An 11,541-nucleotide genomic window follows, 5' to 3' on the forward strand; every position below is an offset into this window, starting at 1 on the left:
ACTATTTATCTAGAACTTCACCGGATTTTTTAGCAACGCGTACCTTTTTACCGTTCTCGACAGTGTAACCAACTCGGGTTGGCTTGCCAGACTTCGGATCTACAGGCATTACGTTTGATACATGGATAGGTGCTTCCTGGTTCAAGATTCCACCTTGTGGATTTACTTGAGAAGGCTTAGCGTGTTTTTTTACGATGTTGATTCCCTCAACAAGAACACGGCTTTGCTTTGGAAAAGCTTCAAGGATGATCCCTGTTTTGCCTTTGTCCTTACCAGAGATGACCATTACTTTGTCACCTTTTTTTACATGCATCTGTGTGCACCTCCTTAAAGGCATTTGAAATGATTATAGTACTTCTGGAGCTAATGAAACGATCTTCATGAAGTTGTTGTCACGAAGCTCACGTGCAACTGGTCCGAAGATACGAGTACCACGAGGACTCTTATCGTCACGGATGATTACACAAGCATTCTCGTCAAAACGGATGTAAGAACCGTCAGTACGGCGCATACCAGTCTTTGTACGAACGATAACTGCTTTGACAACGTCACCTTTTTTAACAACGCCACCTGGTGTTGCTTGTTTCACTGTGCAAACGATAACGTCTCCGATATTAGCAGTCTTACGGCCAGAACCGCCAAGAACCTTAATAGTAAGAACTTCACGAGCACCTGAATTGTCAGCAACTTTTAAACGTGTTTCCTGTTGGATCATGCGAGTAACCTCCCTTCGGAATAAACCTTAATCCGAACAATTAGATAATAACAGCTTTTTCCACCACTTCGATAAGGCGGAAACGTTTTGTGGCAGATAGCGGACGAGTTTCCATGATACGAACTACGTCGCCGATTTTTGCCTCGTTTTGCTCATCATGAGCCTTGAATTTCTTAGAGTATTTTACACGCTTGCCGTATAAAGGATGCTTTTTGTATGTTTCAACAAGAACAGTAACAGTTTTGTCCATCTTGTCAGATACTACGCGTCCTGTATAAACTTTGCGTTGGTTGCGTTCACTCATTGTGAGAACCTCCTCTCAATTATCTGTTAACGCCGATCTCTCGTTCACGAATTACAGTTTTCATGCGAGCAATCGCTTTGCGTACTTCACGAATGCGAGCTGTGTTTTCAAGTTGTCCAGTCGCTAATTGAAAGCGCAGGTTGAATAGCTCTTCTTTTAAAGATTTAACTTTTTGTTCAATTTCAGCAGTGGTAAGGTCACGAATTTCATTAGCTTTCATTAGATTCACCACCAATTTCTTCTCGTTTCACAAACTTGCACTTAACAGGAAGCTTGTGTGATGCAAGGCGTAATGCTTCGCGTGCGATTTCTTCAGAAACGCCAGCAACTTCGAACATTACTTTGCCTGGTTTAACAACTGCTACCCAACCTTCAGGAGCACCTTTACCAGAACCCATTCGGACTTCTAGAGGCTTTGCAGTATATGGCTTGTGTGGGAAAATCTTGATCCAGACTTTACCGCCACGTTTCATGTAACGAGTCATTGCAATACGGGCAGATTCGATTTGACGGTTCGTGATCCAAGAAGCTTCAAGAGCTTGCAAACCGAATTCACCGAAGTTTACTTCAGTACCGCCTTTTGCTTGACCGCGCATTTTGCCACGGTGTTGACGGCGATATTTAACGCGTTTAGGCAATAACATATTATTTGCCTCCTTCCTCAGTTTTCTTCTTCGTAGGAAGGACCTCTCCACGATAAATCCATACTTTAACGCCTAGCTTACCGTAAGTTGTATCTGCTTCAGCAGTAGCATAATCGATATCGGCACGAAGAGTATGAAGTGGAACTGTTCCTTCGCTGTATTGTTCTGAACGAGCGATGTCTGCACCGCCAAGACGGCCGGAAACCATTGTCTTGATTCCTTTAGCGCCAGCACGCATAGCACGTTGGATAACTTGCTTCTGTGCACGACGGAAAGATACACGGTTTTCCAATTGGCGCGCGATGTTTTCAGCAACCAATTTCGCATCGATATCAGCTTTTTTGATTTCAAGAATGTTTATATGAACACGTTTGCCAGTAAGTTCGTTTAGCGCTTTACGAAGTGCTTCAACTTCAGTACCGCCTTTACCGATAACCATTCCAGGCTTTGCAGTATGGATAGTTACGTTCAAGCGGTTTGCAGCACGTTCGATCTCTACTTTAGAAAGAGAAGCATCGCGTAAACGCTTAGTGATGTACTCACGAACCTTAAGGTCTTCGTGTAAAAGATCAGCGTAGTCTTTGCCTGCGTACCATTTTGATTCCCAATCACGGATGATTCCGACACGCAAACCGACTGGATTTACTTTTTGACCCACTGATTATCCCTCCTTCTTTTCTGATAAAACGATTGTAATGTGGCTAGTACGTTTGTTAATTGCACTTGCACGGCCCATAGCACGTGGACGGAAACGTTTCAACGTTGGTCCTTCGTTTGCATACGCTTCGGAAACAACAAGGTTATTAACATCCATCTCATAGTTGTGCTCTGCGTTCGCCAATGCAGACTTCAACACTTTTTCTACGATTGGAGAAGCTGCTTTTGGGGTAAGGTTCAAAATAGCAACTGCTTCACCAACTTGCTTTCCTCGAATTAAATCTAGAACTAAGCGAGCTTTACGAGGAGCAATACGAACTGTTCTTGCAACAGCTTTAGCTTGCATTTGGATGCCCTCCTCTCATTTAACGTCTTGTTTTCTTATCGTCATTACCATGTCCTTTGTAAGTACGAGTTGGAGCGAATTCTCCAAGCTTGTGGCCTACCATGTCTTCAGTGACATAAACAGGTACATGTTTGCGACCATCGTAGACAGCAATCGTGTGTCCGATGAATTGTGGGAAGATCGTTGAACGGCGAGACCAAGTTTTAACAACTTTCTTCGCTTCAGTTTCATTTAACTTTTCGATCTTTGTGATTAAGTGCTCATCAACAAAAGGTCCTTTTTTTAAGCTGCGACCCATGATTGAACCTCCCTTCGTGATTGCCCTACGGTTCCCGCGAACCGTAGATCAATCCCGTTATTTTTTACGACGACGTACAATAAACTTGTCGGATTTGTTTTTCTTCTTACGAGTCTTAGCACCAAGAGTTGGTTTGCCCCATGGTGACATTGGAGACTTACGTCCGATTGGTGAACGTCCTTCACCACCACCGTGTGGGTGATCGTTAGGGTTCATTACAGATCCACGAACTGTTGGGCGCTTGCCTAACCAGCGTGAACGACCTGCTTTACCGATGTTGATCAATTCGTGCTGTTCGTTGCCGACTTGACCTACAGTTGCACGGCACTCAGCAAGGATCATACGTACTTCGCCTGAGTTCAAACGAATCAATACATATTTACCTTCTTTACCAAGAACCTGTGCTGAAGTTCCAGCAGAACGAACCAATTGTCCGCCTTTGCCAGGCTTCAATTCGATGTTGTGTACTACTGTACCAACTGGGATATTAACTAGTGGAAGAGCGTTACCTACTTTAATGTCAGCTGTTGGGCCAGACATAACTTCCATACCTACTACTAGGTTTTTAGGAGCTAGGATGTATCTCTTTTCACCATCTACATAATTAATTAACGCAATGTTTGCTGAACGGTTTGGATCATACTCAATTGTGGCAACGCGTCCAGGAATGCCATCTTTGTTACGCTTAAAGTCGATGATTCTGTACTGACGCTTGTGGCCGCCACCTTGATGACGAACAGTTAACTTACCTTGGTTGTTACGACCGCCTTTTCTGTGCAACGGAGCAAGCAAGGATTTTTCCGGCTTGTCAGTTGTAATTTCAGCAAAATCAGATGCTGTCATATTACGACGACCGTTGGAGGTAGGTTTGTACTTTTTAATCGCCATTTCGTTTCCCTCCTCTTCTGGTTAAATTATTATACTTCGAAGAATTCGATTTCTTTGCTGTCTTGAGTAAGTTTAACGATAGCTTTACGACGCTTGTTTGTGTAACCGCCGAACTTGCCCATACGCTTGAACTTACCTTTGTAGTTCATGATGTTTACTTTTTCAACTTTAACGCCGAAAATAGTTTCGATCGCATCTTTAACTTGAGTTTTGTTCGCTCTTGTATCAACTTCGAAAGTGTACTTCTTCTCAGTCATAAGATCTGAAGAACGTTCTGTAATAACGGGGCGCTTAATGATATCACGTGCATCCATTATGCAAGCACCTCCTCTACTTTTTCAACAGCTGCTTTTGTCATGATCAGCTTATCATGATTTAAAACATCGATCACGTTGATTCCGTCAGCAGTAACAACAGTTACTCCAGGAATGTTACGTGCAGATAGTGCGACGTTTTCTTCAAGACCTGCTGTTACGATCAAGGCTTTCGTGTTAACAGAAAGACCATTTAGTACACTCTTGAATTCCTTTGTCTTTGGAGCTTCGAAAGCAAGGCTTTCAAGAACAAGGATGTTTTCAGCTTGTACCTTTGATGATAGAGCAGATTTGATTGCTAAACGACGAACCTTTTTAGGCAATTTATAGCTGTAGCTGCGTGGAACTGGTCCGAATACAGTACCGCCTCCGCGCCATTGTGGAGATCTGATCGATCCCTGACGTGCACGGCCAGTACCTTTTTGACGCCATGGTTTGCGTCCGCCGCCCGCTACTTCAGAACGAATTTTAGTTTTATGAGTACCTTGACGTAATGAAGCTCTTTGCATGACAACTGCTTCGAACATTACGTGGTTGTTAGGCTCAATACCAAATACTGAATCGTTAAGTTCGATTTCTCCAACTTGTGAACCAGCTTGGTTGAATAATGCTACTTTAGGCATTCTTGTTTCCTCCTTTCCTGTAAAAATTACTTAGCTTTTACAGCTGTTTTGATTTTTAGAAGGGCTTTTCTAGCACCAGGAACGTTTCCTTTGATTAGAAGCAGGTTACGTTCTGCGTCAACTTTAACGATTTGAAGGTTCTGAACAGTGATTTGCTCTCCACCCATGCGTCCAGGCAATAATTTACCTTTGAATACACGGTTTGGAGCAACAGGACCCATTGAACCAGGGCGGCGGTGGTAACGAGAACCGTGAGCCATTGGTCCGCGAGATTGTCCGTGGCGCTTGATTACACCCTGGAAACCTTTACCCTTTGAGATTCCTGTAACATCTACGATATCGCCTTCTGCGAAAATATCAACTTTGACTTCCTGACCAACTTCATATCCTGCTACATCGACTCCGTTTAATTCTTTTACGAAGCGCTTAGGAGCAGTGTTTGCTTTTGAAACGTGGCCTTTTTCTGGTTTGTTAGAAAGCTTTTCGCGCTTGTCTTCAAAGCCAAGCTGTACCGCTTCGTAACCATCTGTCTCAACAGATTTAACTTGAAGCACTACGTTAGGAGCAGCTTCTACAACAGTAACCGGGATAAGGTCGCCGTTTTCAGCAAATACTTGAGTCATACCGATCTTTCTTCCTAAGATTCCTTTGGTCATTTCAGTCACACCTCCTGTGAATTGTAATGTTTATTGATTAAAGTTTGATTTCGATATCTACACCTGATGGCAGGTCTAAACGCATTAGTGAATCGACCGTTTGTGGAGTCGGATTGATGATGTCAATCAGACGCTTATGCGTACGCATTTCGAACTGCTCACGAGAATCTTTGTACTTATGCACCGCACGAAGAATTGTGTAAACAGACTTTTCTGTAGGTAGTGGGATTGGACCAGACACCGCCGCACCAGAACGTTTAGCTGTTTCAACGATTTTTTCTGCAGATTGATCAAGGATTCTGTGATCATAAGCTTTCAAACGGATACGAATTTTTTGTTTTGCCATTACTTTCCCTCCTTTTCGCCTATTTTAAAATAGACATTCTCCGCGAAAATTTCCCACACACTCGCCATGGCAAAGCGGCCGGGTGTGTCAGCAACCTTCCGCATCATCGCAGTCAAAGACCAACATTGTCTATTATACATAAAACATAACGCCAGCGCAACATATATTCCGCAATTTCATTATGTTCAACACACTTTTACTATTATAGCGGTCGTTTGGGCATTTTACAAGTGGTGATAAAGATTTCTAACTATTTAGATGCAGTGCAAAATCTTCCTGTATCCGGCGCTGTTAGTTTTGTAGAAGAAGATGCAGCATTTTGGAGTGTAAGTATTATATAGAAGAAACTGATTGGGATTTAGAAGAGGATTTTTTCTGTGCGGGACGAGCAGGGTTGATAGGCTTGCTCATTTACTCATATTGGTGTCTGGGAATATGGGTGTTTTAATTCTGATGAAGACGCCATTAGAAGTGTGACAATAAGTCCATTTTGTTTACTTTTTAACTTTTAAATATTGCTTGATATGTGAAGATAATGCTTCTAAATTCCTTTTAATTCACAAGTTATGGGTTTTAATGCGATGACAATAGCTCTGCTTGCTTCATTATCCGCACATTATCTGCCCTAATGTGACGATACTTGCTTTGACCATCTGTTTATCCGCACATTATTAAAGATAATAAAATCTGGCTTCTTTTGTCCTCTAATACAAGAATATCCATTAACTTAAATTTTCTTTTTACGAAATTTTCATAGATGAAACGAAAGATATAAAAAAGCAGCTGGATCGTCATCCAGCTGCTTTAATGTCTTTATTAAAATTACTCTTGAATAGTTGCTACAACGCCAGCGCCTACAGTACGGCCGCCTTCACGAATAGAGAACTTAGTTCCTTCTTCGATTGCGATTGGAGCGATTAGTTCAACAGTCATTTCGATGTTGTCGCCAGGCATAACCATTTCTACGCCTTCAGGAAGGTTACAAATACCAGTTACATCAGTTGTACGGAAGTAGAACTGTGGACGGTAGTTTGTGAAGAATGGAGTGTGACGTCCACCTTCTTCTTTTGAAAGAACGTATACTTCAGCAGTGAACTTTGTGTGTGGCTTAACAGAACCTGGCTTAGCAAGTACTTGACCACGTTGGATGTCTTCACGAGCTACACCACGAAGAAGAGCACCGATGTTGTCTCCAGCTTCAGCATAGTCAAGAAGCTTACGGAACATTTCTACACCAGTTACAGTAGTAGATTTTGGTTCTTCAGTAAGACCGATGATTTCGATTACGTCACCGACTTTAACTTGTCCGCGCTCAACACGTCCAGTAGCAACTGTACCACGGCCAGTGATTGAGAAAACGTCCTCAACAGGCATCATGAATGGCTTGTCAGTGTCACGAGTTGGAGTTGGGATGTACTCGTCAACTGCATTCATCAATTCGTGGATTTTTTCTTCCCATGCAGCATCGCCTTCTAGAGCTTTAAGAGCAGAACCTTTGATTACTGGGATGTCATCGCCAGGGAAGTCGTATTCAGAAAGAAGGTCACGTACTTCCATTTCTACTAGTTCAAGAAGCTCTTCGTCGTCAACCATATCACACTTGTTCATGAATACAACAAGGTAAGGTACGCCTACCTGACGAGAAAGAAGGATGTGCTCACGAGTTTGTGGCATTGGGCCGTCAGCAGCAGATACTACTAGGATACCGCCGTCCATTTGTGCAGCACCAGTGATCATGTTCTTAACATAGTCAGCGTGGCCTGGGCAGTCAACGTGTGCATAGTGACGAGTAGCAGTTTCGTACTCAACGTGTGCAGTTGAGATTGTGATACCGCGCTCGCGCTCTTCTGGAGCAGCGTCGATTTGGTCATATCCGCGTGCTTCACCGCCACCGACTTTAGAAAGAACAGTTGTGATAGCAGCTGTTAGAGTTGTTTTACCATGGTCAACGTGACCAATTGTACCAATGTTAACGTGTGGCTTGGAACGATCGAATTTAGCTTTTCCCATTAGAAAAATCCTCCTTTAATAGTTGAAAGTTAAGTATATTATAATGTGCTGTGAAACAGGTTCCCCCATTCCACAGCGGTATGCTTACATTAGTAGTTATACTTGATTAAAAGGTGAAAATCAATTATTCACCTTTATTTTTTTTGATGATTTCTTCAGAAACAGATTTTGGAACTTCTTCGTAGTGGTCGAAGTGCATTGAGAATACACCACGTCCTTGTGTGCTTGAACGAAGAGCAGTTGCATAACCGAACATTTCTGAAAGTGGAACCATCGCACGAACTACCTGTGCGTTACCACGAGCATCCATACCTTCGACGCGTCCGCGACGAGCAGTGATCATACCCATGATATCTCCAAGGTATTCTTCAGGAATAACAACTTCAACCCTCATGACAGGCTCAAGAATTACAGGCTTACATTTAGAAGCTGCGTTCTTAAGTGCCATTGAAGCAGCGATTTTAAACGCCATTTCAGAGGAGTCAACATCATGGTAAGAACCGTCAAACAGTCTTGCTTTGATGTCAACTAGTGGGTATCCAGCAAGAACACCACGGTCAAGAGCGTCTTCAAGACCAGCCTGTACAGCAGGGATGTATTCACGAGGAACTACCCCACCAACGATACCGTTCTCGAATTCGAACCCTTTTCCTTCTTCGTTTGGAGAGAATTCGATCCAAACGTGTCCGAATTGTCCGCGTCCACCAGACTGACGTGCGAATTTACCTTCAACAGATGCTGATTCGCGGAAAGTTTCACGGTATGCAACCTGAGGTGCACCAACGTTTGCTTCCACTTTAAATTCACGACGCATACGGTCAACGATGATGTCAAGGTGAAGTTCACCCATTCCAGCGATGATAACCTGTCCAGTTTCCTGGTCAGTATGTGCACGGAATGTAGGATCTTCTTCTTGAAGTTTTTGCAATGCAGTTGTCATTTTGTCCTGGTCAGCTTTTGACTTAGGCTCAACTGACAGCTGGATTACCGGCTCAGGGAACTGCATGGATTCCAAGATAACAAGGCTCTTTTCATCACATAGAGTGTCTCCTGTAGTTGTATCTTTCAAACCTACAGCTGCAGCGATGTCACCAGCGAAAACCTTAGAGATTTCCTGACGGCTGTTCGCGTGCATCTGAAGGATACGTCCGATACGCTCACGCTTACCTTTAGTTGAGTTCTGGACATATGAACCAGACTCAAGAGTACCAGAGTAAACGCGGAAGAATGTTAACTTACCAACATAAGGGTCAGTCATAACTTTGAACGCAAGAGCTGAGAATGGCTCTTCGTCGCTTGAATGACGCTCAACTTCTTCATCTGAATCAGGAAGAGTACCTTTGATCGCAGGTACATCCAGTGGAGATGGAAGGTAGTCGATAACAGCGTCAAGCATTAGCTGAACACCTTTGTTTTTGAACGCTGAACCACAGATAACTGGGTAGAATTCAACATTTGTAGTACCTTTACGGATTGCAGCTTTGATCTCTTCGATTGTAAGCTCTTCTCCACCAAGGTATTTTTCCATTAGTTCTTCGTCAAGCTCAGCTACCGCTTCGATTAGCTTTTCACGGTATTCTTCAGCTTGTGCTTTGTATTCTTCTGGAATTTCACCTTCAGTAATTTCTGTACCAAGGTCATTACCGTAGAAGATAGCTTTCATTTCAACTAGGTCGATAATCGCTTCGAACTGGTCCTCAGCACCGATCGGAAGTTGGATCGGGTGAGCGTTCGCTTGAAGACGATCATGAAGAGTTGAAACAGAGTAAAGGAAGTCCGCACCTAGCTTATCCATTTTGTTAACGAATACTACACGTGGAACTCCATAAGTTGTAGCCTGGCGCCAAACTGTTTCAGTTTGAGGCTCAACACCTGACTGAGCGTCAAGTACTGCTACCGCACCATCAAGTACACGAAGTGAACGTTCAACTTCAACTGTGAAGTCTACGTGTCCAGGTGTGTCGATGATGTTTACACGGTGGTTTTTCCAAGAAGCTGTTGTTGCAGCAGAAGTGATTGTGATTCCACGCTCTTGTTCCTGCTCCATCCAGTCCATTTGAGAAGCACCTTCGTGAGTTTCACCGATTTTGTGAATACGGCCTGTATAATATAGAACACGCTCAGTTGTTGTTGTTTTACCAGCATCAATGTGAGCCATGATTCCAATATTACGAGTTTTTTCTAAGGAGAACTCTCTTGCCATTTGGTCTTTCTCCTTCCTAGTATGAGTGTTTTTAGATTGAAGGTAATTCTACCAGCGATAGTGAGCGAATGCTTTGTTCGCTTCAGCCATCTTGTGTGTATCTTCACGCTTCTTAACTGAAGCACCAGTGTTGTTAGCAGCGTCAAGAATTTCGTTAGCTAGACGCTCTTCCATTGTTTTCTCCCCACGAAGACGTGAGTAGTTTACCAACCAGCGAAGACCAAGAGTTGTACGGCGGTCTGCACGCACCTCAACTGGTACTTGGTAGTTAGCTCCACCTACACGGCGTGCTTTTACTTCTAGAACAGGCATGATGTTCTTAAGAGCTGCATCGAATACTTCGATAGGCTCTTTGCCTGAACGCTCACGAATGATATCAAAAGCTGAATAAAGGATCTTTTGTGATTTACCTCTCTTACCATCGATCATCATTTTGTTGATCAGACGAGTGATAAGCTTTGAGTTGTAAATCGGATCCGGCAATACGTCTCTCTTTGCAACTGGACCTTTACGTGGCATGTAATTTCCTCCTTTCAGAAAGGGTTGTTAGTTTTGATTTATTATTTCTTTGCAGCTTTCGGTCTCTTAGTACCGTACTTAGAACGGCCCTGCATACGGTTGTTAACACCAGCAGTATCAAGAGCACCACGAACGATGTGGTAACGAACACCCGGTAAGTCTTTTACACGTCCTCCACGGATAAGAACAACGCTGTGTTCTTGAAGGTTGTGCCCGATACCAGGGATATAAGCTGTTACCTCGATTCCGTTAGTCAAACGTACACGAGCGTATTTACGCAACGCTGAGTTCGGCTTCTTTGGAGTCATAGTACCAACACGCGTACATACACCACGCTTTTGTGGAGATGAAACGTTAGTTTGTGCTTTTTTGAAGCTGTTGTAACCTTTATTAAGCGCTGGAGATTTTGACTTCTCCTCTTTTGAGCTACGTGGCTTGCGCACTAATTGGTTAATTGTAGGCATGATCATTTTCCTCCCTTCACATTTTGTGTAAGCCCACACATCCAGGTGGTTCATTTTTTTACAAAAAACAAAGTTCTTGCAGTCTACTGCAAAAACAGTTTTTACTTGGTTATCGCTACAGCTGAAGCCCCAACGGCAATCCCGCATGCCTTCCCTAATTTTTTCATAGAGTCGACATAGGTGATAGCGGTGTTCATTTCCCTGGCAGCCTGCAAAAGTTTTACTGTCACTTTCGTATCAGCATCCTGTGCAATGACCAGTTCCATTACTTCGCCAGCCTTCAGTGCCTTCACTGTTTGCTTTGATCCTACTATTATCTTTTTAGCTTGAGCTACTTTTTCATAAGACATGATATCCTCCAAAGTAACCGGTAAATAGGAGCACCTTTGAAATAGTAACATCTCATGAGAATGATGTCAACAAAATCAAAAAAATAATTTCGGTAAAATATAACTTTATTCATAGATCTGTTGTTTTAAACTGATTTATTTCTTAACCTCACTGGGTCAGTTTGTCCTTTTTCCCTTTTCTTTAAAAACGCGGCACTTTCTATC

Annotated in this window: 18 protein-coding genes; all 18 read right to left on the minus strand. The window is 43.0% G+C overall.

The features are described 5' to 3' along the window. Position 1: 1 nt before the first annotated feature. The 18 genes from rplX to EJA10_RS21815 all read right to left on the minus strand — a co-directional run bounded on the left by rplX (position 2) and on the right by EJA10_RS21815 (position 11,337). Entirely contained in the window at positions 2-313 is a 312-nt protein-coding gene (gene rplX / locus EJA10_RS21730; RefSeq protein ID WP_125482132.1) for a 50S ribosomal protein L24, read from the minus strand. 33 nt (positions 314-346) lie between these two features. Beyond that, a complete protein-coding gene (rplN, locus tag EJA10_RS21735; protein WP_125482133.1) occupies positions 347-715 on the minus strand; it encodes a 50S ribosomal protein L14 in 369 nt (122 codons plus the stop codon). 40 nt (positions 716-755) lie between these two features. Next, positions 756-1,019, minus strand: coding sequence for a 30S ribosomal protein S17 (gene rpsQ / locus EJA10_RS21740; protein ID WP_125482134.1), 264 nt, complete (start codon positions 1,017-1,019; stop codon positions 756-758). A 19-nt stretch (positions 1,020-1,038) separates the two neighbouring features. Continuing rightward, entirely contained in the window at positions 1,039-1,239 is a 201-nt protein-coding gene (gene rpmC / locus EJA10_RS21745; protein ID WP_079504261.1) for a 50S ribosomal protein L29, read from the minus strand. Beyond that, a complete protein-coding gene (rplP, locus tag EJA10_RS21750; RefSeq protein WP_102264859.1) occupies positions 1,229-1,663 on the minus strand; it encodes a 50S ribosomal protein L16 in 435 nt (144 codons plus the stop codon). Before rplP ends, rpmC begins: the two co-directional genes overlap by 11 nt. A 1-nt stretch (position 1,664) precedes the next feature. Beyond that, positions 1,665-2,321: a 30S ribosomal protein S3 gene (gene rpsC, locus EJA10_RS21755; RefSeq protein ID WP_125482135.1), complete on the minus strand. Its 657-nt coding sequence runs from the start codon at positions 2,319-2,321 to the stop codon at positions 1,665-1,667. Between the two features lie 3 nt (positions 2,322-2,324). Further along, positions 2,325-2,666, minus strand: a complete 342-nt coding sequence (gene rplV, locus EJA10_RS21760; RefSeq protein ID WP_079504264.1) for a 50S ribosomal protein L22 — start codon at positions 2,664-2,666, stop codon at positions 2,325-2,327. A 19-nt stretch (positions 2,667-2,685) separates the two neighbouring features. Then, on the minus strand, positions 2,686-2,964 hold the full coding sequence (rpsS, locus tag EJA10_RS21765; protein WP_023626426.1) for a 30S ribosomal protein S19: 279 nt from the start codon (positions 2,962-2,964) through the stop codon (positions 2,686-2,688). Positions 2,965-3,021: 57 nt separating this feature from the next. After that, a complete protein-coding gene (gene rplB, locus EJA10_RS21770) occupies positions 3,022-3,852 on the minus strand; it encodes a 50S ribosomal protein L2 (RefSeq protein ID WP_125482136.1) in 831 nt (276 codons plus the stop codon). Between the two features lie 29 nt (positions 3,853-3,881). Further along, complete coding sequence (gene rplW / locus EJA10_RS21775; RefSeq protein WP_125482137.1) at positions 3,882-4,166, minus strand: 50S ribosomal protein L23; 285 nt, start codon at positions 4,164-4,166, stop codon at positions 3,882-3,884. Next, positions 4,166-4,789, minus strand: coding sequence for a 50S ribosomal protein L4 (rplD, locus tag EJA10_RS21780; protein ID WP_125482138.1), 624 nt, complete (start codon positions 4,787-4,789; stop codon positions 4,166-4,168). Before rplD ends, rplW begins: the two co-directional genes overlap by 1 nt. A 26-nt stretch (positions 4,790-4,815) precedes the next feature. Then, positions 4,816-5,445 (minus strand): 50S ribosomal protein L3, encoded by a 630-nt coding sequence (rplC, locus tag EJA10_RS21785; protein ID WP_125482139.1) that lies wholly within the window; start codon positions 5,443-5,445, stop codon positions 4,816-4,818. Between the two features lie 37 nt (positions 5,446-5,482). After that, complete coding sequence (rpsJ, locus tag EJA10_RS21790) at positions 5,483-5,791, minus strand: 30S ribosomal protein S10 (RefSeq protein ID WP_003348621.1); 309 nt, start codon at positions 5,789-5,791, stop codon at positions 5,483-5,485. 822 nt (positions 5,792-6,613) lie between these two features. Next, positions 6,614-7,801, minus strand: coding sequence for an elongation factor Tu (gene tuf, locus EJA10_RS21795; protein ID WP_125482140.1), 1,188 nt, complete (start codon positions 7,799-7,801; stop codon positions 6,614-6,616). A gap of 124 nt (positions 7,802-7,925) precedes the next feature. Further along, positions 7,926-10,004: an elongation factor G gene (fusA, locus tag EJA10_RS21800; RefSeq protein WP_125482141.1), complete on the minus strand. Its 2,079-nt coding sequence runs from the start codon at positions 10,002-10,004 to the stop codon at positions 7,926-7,928. A 48-nt stretch (positions 10,005-10,052) separates the two neighbouring features. Next, complete coding sequence (gene rpsG, locus EJA10_RS21805) at positions 10,053-10,523, minus strand: 30S ribosomal protein S7 (RefSeq protein WP_023626435.1); 471 nt, start codon at positions 10,521-10,523, stop codon at positions 10,053-10,055. 41 nt (positions 10,524-10,564) lie between these two features. Then, positions 10,565-10,987 carry a 30S ribosomal protein S12 gene (rpsL, locus tag EJA10_RS21810; protein WP_023626436.1) on the minus strand — a complete coding sequence of 141 codons (423 nt, stop codon included), beginning with the start codon at positions 10,985-10,987 and terminating at the stop codon, positions 10,565-10,567. Between the two features lie 101 nt (positions 10,988-11,088). After that, positions 11,089-11,337, minus strand: a complete 249-nt coding sequence (locus EJA10_RS21815; protein WP_125482142.1) for a 50S ribosomal protein L7ae-like protein — start codon at positions 11,335-11,337, stop codon at positions 11,089-11,091. Between the last annotated feature and the right edge of the window lie 204 nt (positions 11,338-11,541).

This window comes from Mesobacillus subterraneus, assembly GCF_003937825.1.
Taxonomy (GTDB): domain Bacteria; phylum Bacillota; class Bacilli; order Bacillales; family Cytobacillaceae; genus Mesobacillus; species Mesobacillus subterraneus.

What these genes read in the sequence shown, in the direction of transcription:
- rpmC (WP_079504261.1), bottom strand. Translation starts at nt 1,239, where the DNA reads ATGAAAGCTAATGAAATTCGTGACCTTACCACTGCTGAAATTGAACAA.
- rplP (WP_102264859.1), bottom strand. Translation starts at nt 1,663, where the DNA reads ATGTTATTGCCTAAACGCGTTAAATATCGCCGTCAACACCGTGGCAAA.
- rplB (WP_125482136.1), bottom strand. Translation starts at nt 3,852, where the DNA reads ATGGCGATTAAAAAGTACAAACCTACCTCCAACGGTCGTCGTAATATG.
- tuf (WP_125482140.1), bottom strand. Translation starts at nt 7,801, where the DNA reads ATGGGAAAAGCTAAATTCGATCGTTCCAAGCCACACGTTAACATTGGT.
- rplD (WP_125482138.1), bottom strand. Translation starts at nt 4,789, where the DNA reads ATGCCTAAAGTAGCATTATTCAACCAAGCTGGTTCACAAGTTGGAGAA.
- rplX (WP_125482132.1), bottom strand. Translation starts at nt 313, where the DNA reads ATGCATGTAAAAAAAGGTGACAAAGTAATGGTCATCTCTGGTAAGGAC.
- rpsJ (WP_003348621.1), bottom strand. Translation starts at nt 5,791, where the DNA reads ATGGCAAAACAAAAAATTCGTATCCGTTTGAAAGCTTATGATCACAGA.
- rplW (WP_125482137.1), bottom strand. Translation starts at nt 4,166, where the DNA reads ATGGATGCACGTGATATCATTAAGCGCCCCGTTATTACAGAACGTTCT.
- fusA (WP_125482141.1), bottom strand. Translation starts at nt 10,004, where the DNA reads ATGGCAAGAGAGTTCTCCTTAGAAAAAACTCGTAATATTGGAATCATG.
- rplN (WP_125482133.1), bottom strand. Translation starts at nt 715, where the DNA reads ATGATCCAACAGGAAACACGTTTAAAAGTTGCTGACAATTCAGGTGCT.
- rpsS (WP_023626426.1), bottom strand. Translation starts at nt 2,964, where the DNA reads ATGGGTCGCAGCTTAAAAAAAGGACCTTTTGTTGATGAGCACTTAATC.
- EJA10_RS21815 (WP_125482142.1), bottom strand. Translation starts at nt 11,337, where the DNA reads ATGTCTTATGAAAAAGTAGCTCAAGCTAAAAAGATAATAGTAGGATCA.
- rpsL (WP_023626436.1), bottom strand. Translation starts at nt 10,987, where the DNA reads ATGCCTACAATTAACCAATTAGTGCGCAAGCCACGTAGCTCAAAAGAG.
- rplV (WP_079504264.1), bottom strand. Translation starts at nt 2,666, where the DNA reads ATGCAAGCTAAAGCTGTTGCAAGAACAGTTCGTATTGCTCCTCGTAAA.
- rpsQ (WP_125482134.1), bottom strand. Translation starts at nt 1,019, where the DNA reads ATGAGTGAACGCAACCAACGCAAAGTTTATACAGGACGCGTAGTATCT.
- rplC (WP_125482139.1), bottom strand. Translation starts at nt 5,445, where the DNA reads ATGACCAAAGGAATCTTAGGAAGAAAGATCGGTATGACTCAAGTATTT.
- rpsG (WP_023626435.1), bottom strand. Translation starts at nt 10,523, where the DNA reads ATGCCACGTAAAGGTCCAGTTGCAAAGAGAGACGTATTGCCGGATCCG.